Origin of the sequence: Nocardioides aurantiacus, assembly GCF_003752505.1 — a bacterium.
In the GTDB taxonomy this organism is placed as follows: domain Bacteria; phylum Actinomycetota; class Actinomycetes; order Propionibacteriales; family Nocardioidaceae; genus Marmoricola; species Marmoricola aurantiacus.
The window spans coordinates 1,456,902-1,473,981 of sequence record NZ_RKHO01000001.1 but is presented as its reverse complement, the minus strand read 5'-3'; the positions used below and the strand labels follow the sequence as shown (position 1 = coordinate 1,473,981).

Below are 17,080 nucleotides of genomic sequence, written 5' to 3'. Positions count from 1 at the left end.
CTCCTACTTCTGCCGCTTGGAGCGCGGCTGGCGGGTGGGCTGGCTGCGCTTGGCGGCGCCGCCGTCGCGCAGGGGCGAGTGGGCGTCGGGGACGACCCGGCCGGAGCCGGACGCCTCCGGGCGACGGGCGGGGGCCCGCACCGGAGCAGCCGCGGCGCGGTCGTCCTCGGGCTCGGCGTCCGGGCCGTCGGGGTCGTACGCCGCACCGTCGTCGACCGCGGGCATGCCCTCGTGGAACACGGGCACGTCGGCGTAGCGGTCGACGCTGCGCCGCGACCGCGCCTTGGCGCGGGCGTCGGAGACCTTGATCTCCTTCTCGCCCTGCTTGAGGTGCACCGCCAGCGGCGTGGCGATGAAGATCGAGGAGTAGGCACCCGCGGCCATGCCGACGAACAGCGACAGCGCGAGGTCCTTGAGCGCCCCGGTCCCGAGGGTGGCGACACCGACGTAGAGGATCGCGCCGACGGGCAGGAGCGCGACGATCGAGGTGTTGATCGAGCGCACCAGGGTCTGGTTGACCGCCAGGTTGGCCTGCTCGGCGTACGTCCGTCGGGAGCCCTTGGTGGTGCGGGTGTTCTCCTTGACCTTGTCGAAGACCACGACGGTGTCGTAGAGCGAGAAGCCCAGGATGGTCAGCACGCCGGTGACGGTGGCGGGCGTGACCTCGAAGCCGGAGATGGCGTAGATGCCGATGGTGATGACGAGGTCGTGGGCGAGCGCGACCAGCGCGGCCACCGACATCTTCCACTCGCGCATGTAGGCCCAGATGAAGAGGACCACGAGCACGAGGAAGACCACCAGGCCGAGCAGCGCGCGCTCGGCGACCTGCTGGCCCCAGCTCGCGCCGACCTCCTGGGTGGAGATGTCGCTGCGCGCGTCGACGCCGACGGCCTCGGCGATGGCGTCGCGCACCTCGGTCGCCTGGTCGTTGGTCATCTCCTCGGTCTGCACCCGGATCGAGTCGGTGCCGGAGGTGTTGACGATCGGCGCGGACGCGGCGTCCAGGCCCGTGTCGGCCACCGCGGAGCGGATGACGTCGGCGTTCTCCTGCGTGACCTCGTTGGCGGGGAGGTTGACCTGGTACTCGACGCCGCCCTCGAACTCGATGCCGAAGTTGAGGGGCCGGATCAGGACCCCGGCGAACGCGATGACGACGATGACGCCGGAGATGGCGTACCAGAGCCACTTGCGACCGACGAAGTCGATCGAGGTCTCCCCCTCGTAGAGCCTGTTGCCCAGGCGACTCATCCGGCCCATCAGGCACTCCCTCCGGCCAGGCCCGTGCGGGCGGGTGGCGCCTCGTCGACCCCGAGCGTCTCCCGGGAGAGACCCGAGAAGCGGGTGCCGGTGTTGAAGAACCTACGCCGTGCGAGCAGGGTCATCACCGGCTTGGTGAAGAAGAAGAACACGGCGATGTCGATCAGCGTGCTCACGCCGAGCGCGAAGGCGAAGCCCCGCACGACGCCCACGGCGAAGATGTAGAGCACGACCGCCGCGAGCAGCGAGACGGCGTCCGCCGCGAGCGCGGTGTTGCGCGCCCGGGCCCAGCCGGTCTCGACGGCGACGCGCATCGACCTGCCGTCCCGCATCTCGTCGCGGATGCGTTCGAAGTAGACGATGAAGGAGTCGGCCGTGATGCCCACACCGACGATCAGTCCCGCGATGCCGGGCAGGGTGAGGGTGAACCCGGCGGACGCCGAGAGCACCAGCACGGCTCCGTAGGTGATCACCGCCGCCACGACCAGCGACGCGATCACCACCAGGCCGAGGCCGCGGTAGTAGAACAGGCAGTAGATCATCACGATCGCCAGCCCCACGACGCCCGCGAGCACGCCGGCCGAGAGCTGGTTTCCGGCCAGCGAGGGGCCGATCGTCTCGACGGTGGGCTCGGCGAAGCGGATCGGCAGTGCGCCGTACTTCAGGGAGTTGGAGAGCGAGCGCGCCTCGGACTCCGTGAAGTCGCCGGTGATCTGGGCGTTGCCGTCCAGGATCGGCTCGTTGACGCCCGGCGCGGAGAGCACGGTGCCGTCGAGGACGATCGCGAAGCTGCCGCCGTTGCGCTGCAGCGCGGTGGTGACGTCGCCGAAGGTGCCGCGGGCGCTGGCCTTGAAGCCGAGCTGCACGGCGTAGCCGGTGCCGTTCTGCGGGATGCCGTACGACGCCGAGCGGAGCTCGGTGCCCTCGACGACCGCCTTGGAGAGGAGGTACTTGTTGCCGTCCTCGTCGCAGGCCACCAGCGGCTCGTCGGGGTCGTCGGCCTCGGGCTTGGCCGCGGAACCGGCCGCGGGGCACTCGAACTGCTGGAAGTTCTGCAGCCACGTCACCCCCGGGTTGGTCGACCAGGCGAGCGGGTCGTCGACCGACGCGCCCTCTTCGGTGACCTGGGGCTGCTGCGGGTCGGCGGGCGCCTGGGACGCCGGCGCGCTCGGCGGGGCCGAGGGGCTGGCGCTGGGCGATGCGCTGGGCGAGTCGCTGGGCTCGGCGAACGGCGCCGGGCGACCCGCGGGGGTCGCCTCGCCCTGGCCGGCAGTGGCCGACGGGCTGGGGCTCGCGCTCGGGGAGGCGCTGGAGGAGGCACCCGGCGAACCGCTGGGCGAACCGCTGGGCGATCCGCTGGGCGAGGCGCTGGGCTCCTCGGCCGGCCGGCCCGGCTGCGGTGCACCGGCGACGAGCCGGAACCGCAGCTGGGCGGTCCGGGTCACCGCGTCGACGAGGTCGGAACGGTTGTCGCCGGGGATCTCCACGATGATGTTGCGGTCGCCCTGGGTCGAGACCTCGGCCTCGGAGACGCCGCTGCCGTTGACGCGCTGGTCGACGATGCCCGCCGCCTGCTGCAGCTTGGTCGCGGTGACCGAGCCGCCGCTGTCCAGGGCGGAGAGGGTGATCCGCGTGCCGCCCTCGAGGTCGAGCCCGAGGCGCGGCTTCCAGGTGCCACCGGCACCGGCGAGGCCGAAGAGCACCAGGATCGTGAGGAAGAAGACGACGAGCGTGCGCACGGGACGGGGCACGCGCTGGGTGCTGGCCACTGCTGCCTCAGTCCTGGGTCGGGTCGGCCGGGCCGCGCGGGGCGCGGGGGTCCTGGCCGTGGTCGGGGTCGGTGGGGTCCTCGGACGCACTGCCGGGCTCGGCGGGACGGTCCTGGTCGGGCAGGTCCTGCACCCGGCGTACGACGACCTGGCGGGCCACCGTGATGACCACGCCGGGGGCGATCTCGATGTCCACCCGCGCGTCGGACAACGAGCGGACGGTGCCGAAGATCCCCGCGGAGAGGACGACCTCGTCACCGACCTGCAACGCCTGCTGCAGCTCGACGACCTTGCGCTGCTGCACCCGGGCGGGGCGCATCACGACGAACCAGAAGGCCGCCAGCGCCACCACGACGACCAGCAGCTGTGCAGCGGGAGGCACGACGACACCAACTCCAAGAACGGGGGGAAAGAGGCCGAGTGGCACCTCCGGGGCACGGGACCCGCCCGGAGGCAGGTCGGAGCGCGCGCGTCGCCGGGGCACCGACGAGGCAGTGTAACCGGGCTACCGGGGCAGGTCGGTGTCCGACCCGAACAGCGTGGCGTCGACCGTCTCCGGGGCGGTCAGGCCGAGGTGGTGCCAGGCGGCGCGGGTCGCGACGCGACCCCGTGGGGTGCGGGCGAGCAGCCCCAGGCGCACCAGGAAGGGCTCCGCGACCTCCTCGACGGTCTCGCGCTCCTCCCCCACGGCGACCGCGAGGGTGCTGACGCCCACCGGGCCACCGCCGAAGCGACGGCACAGCACGTCGAGCACCGCGCGGTCGAGCCGGTCGAGCCCGGACTCGTCGACCTCGAACAGGTCGAGCGCGGACCGGGCCAGGGCGCGGGTGACCACGCCGTCGGCGCGCACCTGGGCGTAGTCGCGGACCCGCCGCAGCAGCCGGTTGGCGATGCGCGGGGTGCCCCGGGACCGGCCGGAGATCTCCCCCGCCCCGTCCGCCCCGAGCTCGACCTCGAGCAGCCGGGCCGAGCGGCGCACGATGCGCTCGAGCTCGGCGGGCTCGTAGAACTCCAGGTGGGCGGTGAAACCGAACCGGTCGCGCAGCGGGCTGGGGAGCAGGCCGGCCCGCGTGGTGGCGCCCACCATGGTGAAGGGCGGGATCTCGAGCGGGATGGCCGTGGCGCCGGGGCCCTTACCGATGACCACGTCGACCCGGAAGTCCTCCATGGCCATGTAGAGCATCTCCTCGGCCGGCCGTGACATCCGGTGGATCTCGTCGACGAAGAGCACGTCGCCCTCGTTGAGGCCCGACAGGATCGCCGCGAGGTCGCCGGCGTGGGTGATGGCCGGGCCGCTGGTGAGCCGCAGCGGCGAACTCATCTCCGCGGCGATGATCATCGCCAGTGTCGTCTTGCCCAGGCCGGGAGGCCCGCTCAGCAGCACGTGGTCGGGCACGCGCTCGCGGCGGCGGGCGGCCTCCAGCAGCAGGGAGAGCTGCTCGCGGACGCGCTCCTGGCCGACCACCTCGTCGAGCGTGCGGGGGCGCAGCGCCGCCTCGACGACGCGCTCGTCCCCGTCGGCGTCGGCGGCGACCAGCGCCCGTCCCGTGACGTACGCCGCCTCGGCGGCCTCGAGCTGCGACTCGTCCACGTCGACCGCCTAGGCCTTGCTCAGCGCGCGCAGCGCCAGCCGCAGCAGTCGGGCGACGTCGGGGGTGGACATCTGGTCGGCCTCGGGCGCCACGGCGCTGATCGCCCGGTCGGCCTCCTTGGCGCTCCACCCCAGGCCCACCAGGCCGGTCTGCACCTGCGCCTGCCAGTCGGCCGTGCCGGTCGTCGCGGGCGACGTGGTGCCGGGCTCGGCGTAGGACCCCGGGGTGCCGATGCGGTCGCGCAGCTCCAGGATGATCCGCTGCGCACCCTTCTGGCCGATGCCGGGCACGGTGGTCAGCGTCTTGACGTCGTCGCCGGCGACCGCACGCCGCAGCGTCTCGGGGCGCAGCACGGCCAGCATCGCCTGGGCGAGCTTGGGTCCGACGCCGCTGGCGGTCTGGACGAGCTCGAACATCTGCTTCTCGTCGTCGTCGGCGAAGCCGAACAGCGTCAGCGAGTCCTCGCGGACCACCATGCTGGTCGGCAGCGAGACCTCGGCGCCGTGGCGCAGGCCGGCGATGGTGTCGGGGGTGCACTGCAGCTCCAGGCCGACGCCGCCGACCTCGAGCACGGCGGAGGTGAGGCTGATGCCGGCCACACGGCCGCGGACGAAGGCGATCACGGACGGACTCCTCGGGTTCGGGCCGCGACCTGCTTCTCCAGGGCGGCGGCGATGCGGTCGGAGGCGCCTCCGCGCCAGACGTGGCAGATGGCCAGGGCGAGCGAGTCGGCCGCGTCGGCCGGCTTGGGCACGGCGTCGAGCCGCAGCAGCCGCGCCACCATCGCGCCGACCTGCGCCTTGTCGGCGCGGCCGTTGCCGGTGACGGCGGCCTTGACCTCGCTGGGGGTGTGCAGCGCGACCGGCAGGCCCCGGCGGGCGGCCACCAGCATCGCGACGCCGCTGGCCTGGGCGGTGCCCATGACGGTGCTGACGGCGCTGCGGCTGAAGACCCGCTCCACCGCGACGGCGTCGGGCCGGGTGCGGTCCAGCCACTCCTCGAGGCCGACCTCGAGCTCGCGCAGCCGGTGGGCGACGTGCAGCTCGGTGGAGGTGCGTACGACGCCCACGTCGACCAGCGACAGGGGGCGCCCGATGGAGCCCTCGACCACGCCGACGCCGCAGCGGGTCAGGCCGGGGTCGATCCCGAGGACGCGCATCCTTGCTCCCGTCGCCGTCCGAACACGTGTTCGCACCACGCTAGCCCGGCGGCCTCCCCGTCACCGGGAGCGACACGAGCCGGGTCAGGCGTCGACGGTGGCCATCACGTCGTCGGAGACGTCGAAGTTGGCGTAGACGTTCTGCACGTCGTCGAGGTCCTCGAGCGCCTCGACGAGGCGGAACACCTTGCCGGCGCCGTCGGCGTCGAGCTCGACCTGCATCGAGGGCACGAAGGCGGCGTCGGCGGAGTCGTAGTCGATGCCGGCGTCCTGCAGCGCGGTGCGCACCGCGACCAGGTCGGTGGCCTCGCTGACGACCTCGAAGGAATCCCCCAGGTCGTGGACGTCCTCGGCGCCGGCCTCGAGCGTGGCCTCGACGAGGTCGTCCTCGCTGACCGCCTTGGCCTCCTGGGCCGAGGGCACGACGACGACGCCCTTGCGGTGGAAGAGGTAGGAGACCGAGCCGGGGTCCGCGAGCGAGCCGCCGTTGCGGGTCATCGCGGTGCGGACCTCCATCGCGGCGCGGTTCTTGTTGTCGGTGAGGCACTCGATGAGGAACGCGACGCCGTGAGGGCCGTAGCCCTCGTACATGATCGTGCTGTACTCCGCCCCACCGGCCTCGGCGCCGGAGCCGCGCTTGACGGCGCGGTCGATGTTGTCGTTGGGGACCGAGGACTTCTTGGCCTTCTGGATGGCGTCGTAGAGCGTCGGGTTGCCCGACACGTCACCGCCGCCCATCCGGGCCGCGACCTCGATGTTCTTGATCAGCTTGGCGAACATCTTGCCGCGCCGGGCGTCGACGACGGCCTTCTTGTGCTTGGTGGTCGCCCACTTGGAGTGGCCTGACATCAGCGGTTCCTTCCCTCGCGTGCGGTGGCCGAGACCAGGTCTCGGAACAGTTCGTGGACACGGTCGTCCCCACCCACCTCCGGGTGGAACGACGTCGCCATGAGCGGGCCCTGCCGAACCGCGACGATCCTACCCGCGGCCGGCCCCCGGGCGACCCGGCCGAGCACCTCGACGCCGGGTCCCGCGTCCTCGACCCACGGCGCCCGGATGAAGACCGCCGGCACCGGGCCCGCGACCCCGGTCAGCTCGACCTCGTCCTCGAAGGAGGCCACCTGCCGACCGAAGGCGTTGCGGCGGACCGTGACGTCGAGGCCACCGAGCGTCTCCTGGCCAGGGGCGGCGTCGAGCAGCCGGTCGGCCAGCAGCACCATGCCGGCGCAGGTCCCGAGGGTCGGCATCCCCCCGCGGATGCGCTCGCGCAGTGGCTCCAGGAGGCCGAAGGTGCGGGCCAGCCGCACCATCGTCGTCGACTCACCACCGGGGACGACGAGGGCCTCGACCGCGGCGAGCTCCTCGGGGCGGCGTACGGCGCGGGGCTCGCACCCGAGGCGACGCAGCGCCGCGAGGTGCTCGCGGACGTCGCCCTGGAGGGCCAGCACGCCGACGGTGGGGGCGGTGGCGGACACCGGGCGAGCCTAGGTGGGCGGGAGCGCCGGTCGGGACACGGGCTCCCTGCGAGGCAGGTGCCGGGAACCACGGATCCCGGCGTGACGCGTCCCCCGATGCGTCACGCCGGGACCAGGTCCTCGCGCTGGGGCGATGTGGGTGAAGTCTGACGGAGCCGCCCGGCGGCGAGCGGCAGATCGGTCAGATCGCCCCAAGTGGGCTATACCGGACGGACGTCACCAGCCCCGCTCGGCCAGCCGGTGCGGCTGGGGCAGGTCCTCGACGTTGATGCCGACCATGGCCTCGCCCAGCCCGCGGCTGACCTTGGCCACCATGTCGGGGTCGTCGTGGAAGGTCGTGGCGGCCACGACGGCCGCCGCCCGCTCCGCGGGGTTGCCCGACTTGAAGATGCCCGAGCCGACGAAGACGCCCTCGGCGCCGAGCTGCATCATCATCGCGGCGTCGGCCGGGGTGGCGATGCCGCCCGCGGTGAAGAGCACGACGGACAGCTTGCCGGTGGCGGCCACCTCGCGCACCAGCTCGTACGGCGCCTGCAGCTCCTTGGCCGCCAGGTAGAGCTCGTCGGCCGACAGCGCCGCGAGCCGGCGGAGCTCGCCGTTGATGGTGCGCATGTGCGTGACCGCGTTGGAGACGTCGCCGGTGCCGGCCTCGCCCTTGGAGCGGATCATCGCCGCACCCTCGGTGATGCGCCGCAGCGCCTCGCCCAGGTTGGTCGCGCCGCACACGAAGGGCACGGTGAAGCGCCACTTGTCGATGTGGTGGGCGTAGTCGGCCGGGGTCAGCACCTCGGACTCGTCGATGTAGTCGACGCCCAGGCTCTGCAGCACCTGCGCCTCGGCGAAGTGGCCGATCCGCGCCTTGGCCATCACCGGGATCGAGACGGCCTCGATGATGCCGTCGATCATGTCGGGGTCGCTCATCCGGGCCACGCCGCCCTGGGCGCGGATGTCGGCGGGCACGCGCTCCAACGCCATCACGGCGACGGCGCCGGCGTCCTCGGCGATCTTGGCCTGCTCGGCGGTGACGACGTCCATGATGACGCCGCCCTTGAGCATCTCGGCCATGCCGCGCTTCACGGTGCCGGTGCCGGTGGGCTGTCCGGCGCTCTCGGGGGTCTGCTGGGGGGTCTGCTGGGGGGTCTGCTCGGGGCGTGCGTCCATGGGTCCAGGCTACGGCGGGTTCACGACACCCCGGGCCGTGGCTCCTGGTCGAGCGCCAGCGCCTGCCGTCGCACCATCAGCACCCGGCGTACGACGGTCTCGGTGCTGGCCGCCGCGAGCACCCAGATCGTGAGGTGCATCAGCCACGGCAGCCCGAAGATCGCGCTCAGCCCGGTCATCACCAGGATCGCCACCAGCCGGTCGGCGCGCTCGGCCAGACCACCCTTGGCCTGCAGCCCGAGCGACTCCGCCTTGGCGCGGGCGTAGGAGGTCACCGCGCCCATGACCAGGCAGTAGAGCGTGAGCGAGGTGTAGAGCACGCTGTCGCCGGGGCCGGCGAAGTAGAGGACCAGCCCGCCGAAGATCGCGCCGTCGCCGATGCGGTCGAGGGTGGAGTCGAAGAAGTTGCCGAACACCGAGACCCGCCCGGTCTTGCGCGCCATCGCCCCGTCGACGAGGTCGCTGAAGACGAAGGCCGTGATCACCAGCACCCCGGTCAGCAGCATCCCCTGCGGGAAGAACACGAGCGCGCCCGCGCTGACGCCGAGCGTCCCCACCAGCGTCACGACGTCGGGGCTGACCCCGAGGCGGATGAGGAGGTCGATCACGGGCGCCAGCACGACGCCCTGCCAGAAGTTCTTGAACCGGTCCAACATCTCGGGTCGAGAGGCTACCGGTGGACACGCCTCCCGCCGGGCAGGGGCGTACGGTCGCAGCACGGAGCCACTCAGGCAATCCGATCTCCGAGGACGCCACATGAGCGACAAGTCGCCACGGCAGGGCATGACCAAGAAGACCAGCAAGTCCATCAAGGAGAAGCGCGCCGACAAGCGCGGCGCCGCCGAGGAGTCCACGCTCCTGGCCAAGCAGGCCCTCAAGGGCAAGAAGGGCTGAGGCCGTCCGGCCCGGGTGCCGCGCCCGGGCCGCGGGTCACCAGGCGGCGGCCAGCAGGTCGCGCGTGTCGCCGAGCAGCTGCGGCAGCGTCTTGGTGCCGCCCACCACGGTGATGAAGTTGGCGTCGCCCGACCAGCGCGGGACCACGTGCTGGTGCAGGTGCTGCGAGAGCGACCCCCCGGCCACCCCGCCCAGGTTGAGGCCGACGTTGAAGGCGTGCGGCCCGCTGACCTCGCGGAGCACCCGGATGGCGCGCTGCGTGGTCGTCATCAGCTCGGCGGCCTCCGCGTCGTCGAGGTCCTCGAGGTCGGCGACGTGGCGCAGCGGCAGCACCATGAGGTGCCCCGGGTTGTAGGGGTGGAGGTTGAGCACGGTGAAGCACCGCTCCCCCGTGGCCACGACCAGGCTCTCCTCGGGCGGCAGGTGCTCCATCGCGCAGAACGGGCACCCGCCGTCACCGGTCGGCACCGACGGGGCGACGTAGGCCATCCGGTGGGGCGTCCAGAGCCGGTCGAAGCCCTCGAAGCCGTCGCGCGGCTCCCCCGAGGTGTGGCTCACGCTCAGACCTGCTCGCGCGCGGCGACCGCCTGCGTGACGCGGGCGATGGCCTCCTCGACGGGGACGCCGTTGTCCTGGCGCCCGTCGCGGTAGCGGAAGCTGACCGCGCCCGCCTCGACGTCCTGGTCGCCGGCGATGACCATGAAGGGCACCTTCTGCAGCTGGGCGTTGCGGATCTTCTTCTGCATCCGGTCGTCGGAGTGGTCGACCTCGACGCGCACGCCCTGCGCCCTCATCCGCCGCGCCACGTCGGCGAGGTAGTCGCCGTGCCGCTCCGCGATCGGGATGCCCTGGACCTGCACCGGCGCGAGCCAGGGCGGGAAGGCGCCGGCGTAGTGCTCCACGAGCACGCCGATGAACCGCTCGATCGAGCCGAACTTGGCGGAGTGGATCATCACCGGCTGCTGCCGGCTGCCGTCGGCGGCCTGGTACTGCAGGTCGAAGCCGCGGGGCTGGTTGAAGTCGTACTGGATGGTCGACATCTGCCAGGTGCGGCCGATGGCGTCACGCGCCTGGACCGAGACCTTGGGCCCGTAGAACGCAGCGCCACCGGGGTCCGGCACGAGCGTGAGGCCCGACTCCGTGCAGACCCGCTCCAGCACCGCCGTCGCCTCGGCCCAGTCCTCGTCGCTGCCCACGAACTTGTCGGGCTTGGAGTCGTCGCGGGTGGAGATCTCGAGGTAGAAGTCATCGAGCCCGAAGTCGCGGAGCAGCCCCAGCACGAAGTCGAGCAGGTGCTTGATCTCCCCGGGCGCCTGCTCGGGAGTGACGTAGGAGTGCGAGTCGTCCTGGGCGAACCCGCGCACCCGGGTGAGGCCGTGGATCACGCCCGACTTCTCGTTGCGGTAGACGTGCCCGAACTCGAAGAGCCGCAGCGGCAGCTCACGGTAGGACCGGCCGCGCGAGCGGAAGATCAGGTTGTGCATCGGGCAGTTCATGGCCTTGAGGTAGTACGTCGCCCCCTCCATCTCCATGGGGGGGAACATGCCGTCGGCGTAGTAGGGCAGGTGGCCCGAGAGGTGGAAGGTCTGCTCCTTGGAGATGTGGGGCGTCCCGACGTACTCGAAGCCCTCCTCGATGTGCCGCTGCCGGACGTAGTCCTCCATCACCCGCTTGATCACCCCGCCCTTGGGGTGGAAGACGGGCAGACCGGAGCCGATCTCGTCGGGGAAGCTGAACAGGTCGAGGTCGCGGCCCAGGCGACGGTGGTCGCGGCGCTCGGCCTCCTCGATCCGGTGCAGGTGGGCGTCCAGCGCCTCCTTGGACTCCCAGGCGGTGCCGTAGAGGCGCTGCAGCTGCTTGTTCTTCTCGTCGCCCCGCCAGTACGCCGCGGCGGAGCGCATCAGCTTGAAGGCCGGGATCCGCTTGGTGGTGGGCAGGTGCGGACCGCGGCAGAGGTCCTTCCACACGACCTCGCCGTTGCGGCCGAGGTTGTCGTAGATGGTCAGCTCGCCGGCGCCGACCTCGGCGTCGGCGCCCTCGGCGATCTCCTGGGACGCCTGCCCGGCGGCGCCCTTGAGACCGATCAGCTCGAGCTTGTAGGGCTCCTCGGCCAGCTCGGCGTGGGCGTCCTCGTCGGAGACCACGCGGCGCGAGAACCGCTGGTTGGCCTTGACGATCTTGCGCATCCGGGTCTCGATCTTCTCGAGGTCCGCAGGCTGGAACGGCGTCGCGACGTCGAAGTCGTAGTAGAAGCCGTTCTCGATGGGCGGGCCGATGCCGAGCCGGGCGTCGGGGAACAGCTCCTGGACCGCCTGGGCCATCACGTGGGCGGTCGAGTGGCGCAGGATGTCGTGGCCGTCGGCGCTGTCGATGAGCACCGACTCGACGACGTCGCCGTCGGCCAGCTCGGTGGCGAGGTCGCGCAGCGCGGGCTCGCCGTCGGCGCCGGTCACCCGCACGGCGATCACGTCGGGGTCGTCGCGGAACAGCTCCCAGGCCTTGGTGCCCGCGGTCACCGTCTGGTCCTGACGCGCGTCGGCGTGGACGAGGACGACCTTGATGTCGGGCACAACAGCTCCTGGGGCACGGGTACGGCGGACCCGGCGATCGTATCGGCGCGACGGCGACGGCCGCGCGGGGGCGGCGTACGTCAGGAGGGGTGGTGCTCGGTGGGCGATACTGGGTTCGAACCAGTGACCTCTTCGGTGTGAACGAAGCGCGCTACCACTGCGCCAATCGCCCGAGCGCATCCGGCCGAACCGGTGCGCGGCACACATTAGCGCACCCCCGCCGCCCCCTTCACGGGGCATCCTCCCGGGCCGTCGACGGGGTGCTGCGCCCCGGGTCACCGGGCGAGTAGTCCACGTGGCGCACGTGGGACTAGTCCCTTTGCGTTACCTCGCCCCCGACCAGTTGGCCAGCCCGGGGAGACAACCTGACTAGACCAATGCACCACGGAAATAGACCAGTCGCGGGGAATGTGTAGACCACCCCCTAGACAAAAGCCACATTTCGGAGGAACGCCTGTCAGCCAGGCTCGGTATTCAGCACACTCTGGTCATCGCGTCGAGGGCGCGAAGAGGTCCCGTGGAGGGGGCCTCGCGGGACATCAAGGGGAAAGATCATGAAGCAGACCAAGACCGCTCAGGTCATCACGGAGAGCGTCGAGCTGGAGTTCGTGGACCCGCAGGGCGAGTCCACCGCGCTGGAGGCCGACCTGGTCTTCGACCCGGCCGACCCGTTCGCGGTGACGATGGTGTTCCGCACCGGCGTCCAGGAGGTCCGATGGACCTTCGGCCGCGAGCTGCTGGTCGAGGGTCTGTACGAGCCCACCGGCGACGGCGACGTCCACGTGTGGCCCTGCTTGAGCTCCAACGGCTCCGCCGTCGTGATCGTCGAGCTCTGCTCCCCCGACGGCGAGCTGCTCGTCCAGGCCGGCTCCCGCGCGGTCAACACCTTCGTGGGCAGGATGCTCGCCGCGGTGCCGGACGGCCAGGAGGCCGCGTTCGTCGACTTCGACACCGAGCTCGCCCGCATCCTCGCGGACTGACGAGGACCGCCCCGGCGGCCGGCACCCCTCCCGGGGACCCTCACGGGTCCAGGTGCTCGGCCTCCCGCGCCGCCCACGTCTCCATCAGCATCCGCGTGGTCGGCCCCGGCGCCGTCAGCTCGCGCGTCCCGTAGCGGTGCACCCCCTGCACGTCACGGGTCGTGGAGAGCAGCACGATCTCGTCCGCCCGCGTCAGCACCTCGACCGGCTCGTCGACCTCGGTCACCTCGGCCCACTCCAGGAGCAGGGCCCGCGTGATGCCGGCCAGGCAGCCCGACGCGAGCGTCGGCGTCCGCAGCTCCCCGTCGACGACGTACGCCACGTTGGAGCCGGTGCCCTCGCACACGTGTCCCGCGAGGTTGGCGAACAGCGCCTCGGTCGCGTGGTGGCGTTGCGCCTCGGCGAGCGCGAGCACGTTCTCGGCGTACGACGTGGACTTGACGCCGGCGAGCACGCCGCGCTCGTTGCGCGGCCACGGCACGAGGTGCAACGACGTCGTGCGCGGGGTCGGGTCCATCGCCGTCGCGACCACCACCAGCGTCGGCTCCCCGCTCCCCCGTCCGGAGCCCAGCGGTGACGGCCCTGCGGTGAAGGTGATCCGCAGCTTGCCCAGCGCCAGCTCCTCGCGCGCCAGCACCTCGCCGATCGCTCCCCGCACCCGGTCGAGGTCCGGCTCCGGCAGTGCGAGCGACGCCGCGGAGCGCTGCAGCCGCTCGAGGTGGCGGGTCAGCGCGAACGGCTGCCCGCGCACCACCTTCACGGCCTCGAACACGCCGTCACCGACGGTGAAGCCGTGGTCGACCACCCGCACCGCGGGGGCCTCCGGGTCGTCCAGGACCGTGCCGTCCACCCACACCTGCATGCTCGCGACCCTAGTCGGACGGACGTGTGTGGGCCTCGAGCGAGCGCGTCGGAAGGCGTGTCCGAACTGCCCGGGATGAGGCTCCCCCACCCGGCCGGACCCGAGGGGACCCCCCGAATTTGTGCTCCCGTCGGGTTCGGCTATGGTTCTGTTCGCACCGCAGGGAAACCGGCGGTCGCAAGCGGACGTAGCTCAGTTGGTAGAGCGCAACCTTGCCAAGGTTGAGGTCGCGAGTTCGAGTCTCGTCGTCCGCTCGGGAACACCCCGTCTTGCCGGGACTCCACGGTGGGTTGGCCGAGAGGCGAGGCAACGGACTGCAAATCCGTGAACACGGGTTCGAATCCCGTACCCACCTCGAACTGAACAACCAGCAACACCCGGGGCGATTGGCGCAGTGGTAGCGCGCTTCCTTGACACGGAAGAGGTCACTGGTTCAAACCCAGTATCGCCCACCAGCTAGAACCCGCAGGTCAAACCCCGTTTCCCGATTCTGGGGAGGCGGGGTTTCTTGCTGCTCCCCCACCGCCGTGCGCCCCACGTGCGCCCAGCGCCCGACGAGCACGCTCGAGGCACCGCTCCGAGGCGTGCACGTGCCGCTCCACCGCGCGCTGGCCTTCCGTCATCGGCGCGACATTGGTGCGGGCGAGATGGTGACCAGCAGAGAGTCAGCGCGTCAAGTACGCCTGGGTCGTTCCTCGACCTCAGGGCACCCCATCCGAGATCGGGCGCCAGGAATGGTGGTCCGTCGAGCGGGTCGCGCAGCGGCTCGGGTGAACGGGCAGTCAGTGGGAGCTCGAGCCGAGCGCGGGACGAGCCTCCACGTCTCGCACGGGAGCGGATCTGGGTGCGAGCCGACCACCTGGCCGTACGGGTGCAGGCCACCAGGTTCGGCTCCGCGACAGCCCTCAGCGGAAGAGGAACTCGACCCAGGGCCTACGACGACGAGGCCACGCTCAGCGGCGCGTACTGGCGGTCTTGCCCCACACGGCTGCGGTGTTGCCGAGTCGGGCCTGGTAGTCCCGGACGTACCGCTGGTCGATGCGCGTGGCGATCTTGCCGTACTTGTCCGTCGTCCTCGTGCGGAGGTACTTCCAAGGCGCGGTGCTGGAGGTGCGCGTGTAGACCGACACCGGCCGGCCACCCCATGCGCGGAAGCCTGAGGCGCTGGGCTTGTAGCGGGTAGCGGTGGCCCGCAGGGTGACGTATCGACCACTGCGCGACGAGGTCATCGACAACCTCGACCCAAGACGGACCGAGGTAGTCACGGTGTTCTGGGAGACGTCGTTGTAGTCGTAATCCCAGGCGCCCGAAGGGCGGATCGTGTAGCTGCCGAGGTTGCCCCAATCGTAGAACGCCCAGTCCGACGACGTCTCGCCCGAATCGAAGATGAAGATGTCGTCGGGTCCGTAGTAGTCGTGCTCGACGTCCCATGCGGCGTAATCCGTGCCGGACTCGTAGCAATCAGGGGCCAGGCGTCCCACGAACCGCTTGAAGGGCGCGTCAACCGTCAACTTCGAGGGCAGCTGCACCGAGCAGGTGCCGTAGGCAGCCGCTGGCGATGCGCCCATGGTCAGCATGGAGGCGAGAAGCGCGCCAACGGAGAGCATGAGGGTGAGCAACTTGCGGCCGCCGCGTCCCGAGAAGTTCGACATGTGAGGTCCCTGCGAAAGTGAGTCCGTGACCGCCCCGAGCGGGCGCCTCCGGAAGATTAGGTCCGAGTCGGGGTCCGTCCGCTTTCCCACCTCGGATCACGCTCAGCTGGGCTAGACGAGAGTCGCGGAAGTGCCCGCATGCTGAACAGAACCTCAAGGGGTGAAGTCAGAACCCCGAAGGACACCCCGCATCGCGCAGGCAGGGCGGGTTCTCAGCCCGTCGTGGCAACGTCACAGAACGACGACTCGCCCGGACGACGCCACGGATCGCATCGTCGCCACCCGTGACCTCTCCCCGACACGTGGGACGCACGAGGTCCTCGTCGACGAGCAGCGACGCGCGGGCGAGCTCCGCGTCTGGACCCTGTGCCGCGAGACCGGCTGGTGGGCTCACGTGAGGTACTCCCTCGACCCAGCCGAGAACTACGCCGACACCGTCCCCGCTGGCCGCCTCCGCCCCGCCACCCTTGACCACGAGCTCCGCGGCATCCTGGCGTTCTCACAGCGGACCTTCACTGATGACGAGACCCGCGATGCGGCGCTCCACGACGAGTTGCAGATCAGCCCCGTGCTCCACCAGCACGATCTCCGCCGCGCCGCCAAACCTGGTTCCTAGAGCTCTTGGTACTCCACGAAGAACTCTTCATCGGAGTCGACGAGAAGGCGCAGGCGAACTGGCGACTTCGTGGTGTCGCTCCAGACGCCCGAGCCGCGGCAGACCAGCACCGGTGCCTCGTCGTCGCCAGTGGGCACGTCGTAGGTCGTTCGCAGGTCGCGCACCATCTTCAGCTGACGAACCTTGAGCAGGCTCACGTCGGCCTTCTCAGACAGCTCCGCCGCTTCCTTGGCCAGGTCCTTGCACGAGTAGCTCGCCGTGTCGTCCGCTGTCTCCTCCGCGTCGCCACCGCCGCCGCTGGTGGTGCCATCGCTGTCAGTGCTGAACTCCGTGCTTGCGACTGAGAAGAGCACCGCACAGCCGCCAAGCAGGAGAACGAACCCGGCCAGGATGGCCAGCAGGACGTTGCGCAGCGTGTGGCTCTTCTTCTGCGGCGGGGGAGGCGGGTAGTGGCCGCCCTGCGGGTAGTTGCCCCGCGGTGGATAACCGGGCTGATGCGGGTTGGGCGGGAACTGGCTGGACATCCGAGGCTCCTGGAGGTGAGTGGTGCTGACGGGCGCCACTGGCCTCCGCCCGAGATGGGAGAACGTCACCATTCACCCCGTGAGTCGAACAAGGCGGGGGTCCGCAGAGTGGGCGGCTGGGGTCGCTGCCAGGGGCGTCAGGGTCACGACGGCGACACGACTGTCTGCGAGGGCTGTTCGCCCCGTGAACCGCAACTGCTCGCCCAGCCGGTCCCCACCATCGCGCTCGCCAGCATCGGCGGGCATGTTCGCACCTTTGCGCGCCCAGTTCAGTGGACTGAACTCAAGCCCTTGGGACCCCGATGGCCGACTCCTCCACCGTTGAGATCGTCGACGACATGCCGACCCCGCGACCTAGGCTGCCGTGATGGAGGATCCCGAGCCGGTCTCGCAGCGTGCGCCAGGACGGCGGCTGCTCGGCTACCTGCTCGTCACCGTCGGCTGAATCCTTGCTGCGGGCTGCTTCTTCGTCGGCTGTGCGGTGACGCAAGACATGGACCCGCCGTACAAGTCGCCCCAGCCGTACGTCGCCCCCTTCGTCGCCGGCCTCGCGATCGCCTGGGCGGGTC

The 17,080-nt window shown here is 71.1% G+C and carries 18 protein-coding genes and 4 tRNA genes; 6 read left to right on the top strand and 16 right to left on the bottom strand.

Annotation, left to right across the window (positions count from 1 at the left end):
• Positions 1 to 3 precede the first annotated feature (3 nt).
• The 10 genes from secF to pgsA all read right to left on the bottom strand — a co-directional run bounded on the left by secF (position 4) and on the right by pgsA (position 9,069).
• Complete coding sequence (gene secF, locus EDD33_RS07025) at positions 4 to 1,257, bottom strand: protein translocase subunit SecF (RefSeq protein WP_123389696.1); 1,254 nt, start codon at positions 1,255 to 1,257, stop codon at positions 4 to 6.
• Positions 1,257 to 3,008 carry a protein translocase subunit SecD gene (gene secD / locus EDD33_RS07020; protein ID WP_246003404.1) on the bottom strand — a complete coding sequence of 584 codons (1,752 nt, stop codon included), beginning with the start codon at positions 3,006 to 3,008 and terminating at the stop codon, positions 1,257 to 1,259. Before secD ends, secF begins: the two co-directional genes overlap by 1 nt.
• Positions 3,009 to 3,033: 25 nt before the next feature.
• The gene (gene yajC, locus EDD33_RS07015) at positions 3,034 to 3,408 is read right to left on the bottom strand and encodes a preprotein translocase subunit YajC (RefSeq protein WP_211332450.1); all 375 of its coding nucleotides are present in this window, start codon (positions 3,406 to 3,408) and stop codon (positions 3,034 to 3,036) included.
• A 123-nt stretch (positions 3,409 to 3,531) separates the two neighbouring features.
• Positions 3,532 to 4,617 carry a Holliday junction branch migration DNA helicase RuvB gene (gene ruvB / locus EDD33_RS07010; protein ID WP_211332449.1) on the bottom strand — a complete coding sequence of 362 codons (1,086 nt, stop codon included), beginning with the start codon at positions 4,615 to 4,617 and terminating at the stop codon, positions 3,532 to 3,534.
• 9 nt (positions 4,618 to 4,626) lie between these two features.
• On the bottom strand, positions 4,627 to 5,241 hold the full coding sequence (gene ruvA / locus EDD33_RS07005; protein ID WP_123389694.1) for a Holliday junction branch migration protein RuvA: 615 nt from the start codon (positions 5,239 to 5,241) through the stop codon (positions 4,627 to 4,629).
• A complete protein-coding gene (gene ruvC / locus EDD33_RS07000) occupies positions 5,238 to 5,777 on the bottom strand; it encodes a crossover junction endodeoxyribonuclease RuvC (protein WP_123389693.1) in 540 nt (179 codons plus the stop codon). The genes ruvA and ruvC overlap by 4 nt, the downstream gene beginning before the upstream one ends.
• 84 nt (positions 5,778 to 5,861) lie before the next feature.
• The gene (locus tag EDD33_RS06995) at positions 5,862 to 6,626 is read right to left on the bottom strand and encodes a YebC/PmpR family DNA-binding transcriptional regulator (protein WP_123389692.1); all 765 of its coding nucleotides are present in this window, start codon (positions 6,624 to 6,626) and stop codon (positions 5,862 to 5,864) included.
• On the bottom strand, positions 6,626 to 7,252 hold the full coding sequence (gene pdxT / locus EDD33_RS06990) for a pyridoxal 5'-phosphate synthase glutaminase subunit PdxT (RefSeq protein WP_246003403.1): 627 nt from the start codon (positions 7,250 to 7,252) through the stop codon (positions 6,626 to 6,628). Before pdxT ends, EDD33_RS06995 begins: the two co-directional genes overlap by 1 nt.
• A gap of 216 nt (positions 7,253 to 7,468) precedes the next feature.
• On the bottom strand, positions 7,469 to 8,413 hold the full coding sequence (gene pdxS / locus EDD33_RS06985) for a pyridoxal 5'-phosphate synthase lyase subunit PdxS (RefSeq protein ID WP_281274127.1): 945 nt from the start codon (positions 8,411 to 8,413) through the stop codon (positions 7,469 to 7,471).
• Positions 8,414 to 8,433: 20 nt separating this feature from the next.
• Complete coding sequence (gene pgsA, locus EDD33_RS06980) at positions 8,434 to 9,069, bottom strand: phosphatidylinositol phosphate synthase (RefSeq protein ID WP_123389691.1); 636 nt, start codon at positions 9,067 to 9,069, stop codon at positions 8,434 to 8,436.
• Between the two features lie 100 nt (positions 9,070 to 9,169).
• Between pgsA and EDD33_RS19905 the strand changes: the two genes are divergently transcribed.
• Positions 9,170 to 9,307 (top strand): hypothetical protein, encoded by a 138-nt coding sequence (locus EDD33_RS19905; protein ID WP_170169719.1) that lies wholly within the window; start codon positions 9,170 to 9,172, stop codon positions 9,305 to 9,307.
• A 36-nt stretch (positions 9,308 to 9,343) separates the two neighbouring features.
• On the opposite strand, the gene EDD33_RS06975 is transcribed toward EDD33_RS19905, so the two are convergent.
• From EDD33_RS06975 to EDD33_RS06965, 3 genes are all read right to left on the bottom strand, one after another.
• On the bottom strand, positions 9,344 to 9,865 hold the full coding sequence (locus EDD33_RS06975) for an HIT family protein (protein WP_246003402.1): 522 nt from the start codon (positions 9,863 to 9,865) through the stop codon (positions 9,344 to 9,346).
• A 2-nt stretch (positions 9,866 to 9,867) separates the two neighbouring features.
• A complete protein-coding gene (thrS, locus tag EDD33_RS06970) occupies positions 9,868 to 11,877 on the bottom strand; it encodes a threonine--tRNA ligase (protein WP_123389690.1) in 2,010 nt (669 codons plus the stop codon).
• A gap of 100 nt (positions 11,878 to 11,977) precedes the next feature.
• Positions 11,978 to 12,049: transfer RNA gene (locus EDD33_RS06965), tRNA-Val, on the bottom strand.
• Between the two features lie 382 nt (positions 12,050 to 12,431).
• On the opposite strand from EDD33_RS06965, the gene EDD33_RS06960 reads away from it, so the two are divergent.
• Positions 12,432 to 12,857 carry an SsgA family sporulation/cell division regulator gene (locus tag EDD33_RS06960; RefSeq protein ID WP_123389689.1) on the top strand — a complete coding sequence of 142 codons (426 nt, stop codon included), beginning with the start codon at positions 12,432 to 12,434 and terminating at the stop codon, positions 12,855 to 12,857.
• A gap of 40 nt (positions 12,858 to 12,897) precedes the next feature.
• On the opposite strand, the gene EDD33_RS06955 is transcribed toward EDD33_RS06960, so the two are convergent.
• Complete coding sequence (locus EDD33_RS06955) at positions 12,898 to 13,719, bottom strand: aminotransferase class IV (RefSeq protein WP_123389688.1); 822 nt, start codon at positions 13,717 to 13,719, stop codon at positions 12,898 to 12,900.
• Between the two features lie 181 nt (positions 13,720 to 13,900).
• Here EDD33_RS06955 and EDD33_RS06950 point away from each other — a divergent pair.
• The 3 genes from EDD33_RS06950 (at position 13,901) to EDD33_RS06940 (ending at position 14,174) form a co-directional block, all read left to right on the top strand.
• A tRNA-Gly gene (locus EDD33_RS06950) sits at positions 13,901 to 13,973 on the top strand.
• A gap of 30 nt (positions 13,974 to 14,003) precedes the next feature.
• Positions 14,004 to 14,074 (top strand) — tRNA-Cys (locus EDD33_RS06945).
• A 25-nt stretch (positions 14,075 to 14,099) separates the two neighbouring features.
• Positions 14,100 to 14,174 (top strand) — tRNA-Val (locus EDD33_RS06940).
• A 498-nt stretch (positions 14,175 to 14,672) separates the two neighbouring features.
• On the opposite strand, the gene EDD33_RS06935 is transcribed toward EDD33_RS06940, so the two are convergent.
• Positions 14,673 to 15,371, bottom strand: a complete 699-nt coding sequence (locus EDD33_RS06935; protein ID WP_148076958.1) for a hypothetical protein — start codon at positions 15,369 to 15,371, stop codon at positions 14,673 to 14,675.
• A gap of 394 nt (positions 15,372 to 15,765) precedes the next feature.
• Between EDD33_RS06935 and EDD33_RS19640 the strand changes: the two genes are divergently transcribed.
• Complete coding sequence (locus EDD33_RS19640) at positions 15,766 to 15,987, top strand: hypothetical protein (RefSeq protein ID WP_148076957.1); 222 nt, start codon at positions 15,766 to 15,768, stop codon at positions 15,985 to 15,987.
• Here EDD33_RS19640 and EDD33_RS06925 read toward each other — a convergent pair.
• Positions 15,984 to 16,511 carry a hypothetical protein gene (locus EDD33_RS06925; protein WP_123389685.1) on the bottom strand — a complete coding sequence of 176 codons (528 nt, stop codon included), beginning with the start codon at positions 16,509 to 16,511 and terminating at the stop codon, positions 15,984 to 15,986. The genes EDD33_RS19640 and EDD33_RS06925 overlap by 4 nt on opposite strands.
• Positions 16,512 to 17,080: the final 569 nt, after the last annotated feature.

Bases quoted from the DNA above. Each gene is read 5' to 3' on its own strand.
- ruvC (WP_123389693.1), bottom strand. From the start codon at position 5,777: ATGCGCGTCCTCGGGATCGACCCCGGCCTGACCCGCTGCGGCGTCGGC.
- EDD33_RS06925 (WP_123389685.1), bottom strand. From the start codon at position 16,511: ATGTCCAGCCAGTTCCCGCCCAACCCGCATCAGCCCGGTTATCCACCG.
- EDD33_RS19905 (WP_170169719.1), top strand. From the start codon at position 9,170: ATGAGCGACAAGTCGCCACGGCAGGGCATGACCAAGAAGACCAGCAAG.
- EDD33_RS06955 (WP_123389688.1), bottom strand. From the start codon at position 13,719: ATGCAGGTGTGGGTGGACGGCACGGTCCTGGACGACCCGGAGGCCCCC.
- EDD33_RS06935 (WP_148076958.1), bottom strand. From the start codon at position 15,371: ATGTCGAACTTCTCGGGACGCGGCGGCCGCAAGTTGCTCACCCTCATG.
- pdxS (WP_281274127.1), bottom strand. From the start codon at position 8,413: ATGGACGCACGCCCCGAGCAGACCCCCCAGCAGACCCCCCAGCAGACC.
- secF (WP_123389696.1), bottom strand. From the start codon at position 1,257: ATGGGCCGGATGAGTCGCCTGGGCAACAGGCTCTACGAGGGGGAGACC.
- EDD33_RS06995 (WP_123389692.1), bottom strand. From the start codon at position 6,626: ATGTCAGGCCACTCCAAGTGGGCGACCACCAAGCACAAGAAGGCCGTC.
- pgsA (WP_123389691.1), bottom strand. From the start codon at position 9,069: ATGTTGGACCGGTTCAAGAACTTCTGGCAGGGCGTCGTGCTGGCGCCC.
- EDD33_RS06960 (WP_123389689.1), top strand. From the start codon at position 12,432: ATGAAGCAGACCAAGACCGCTCAGGTCATCACGGAGAGCGTCGAGCTG.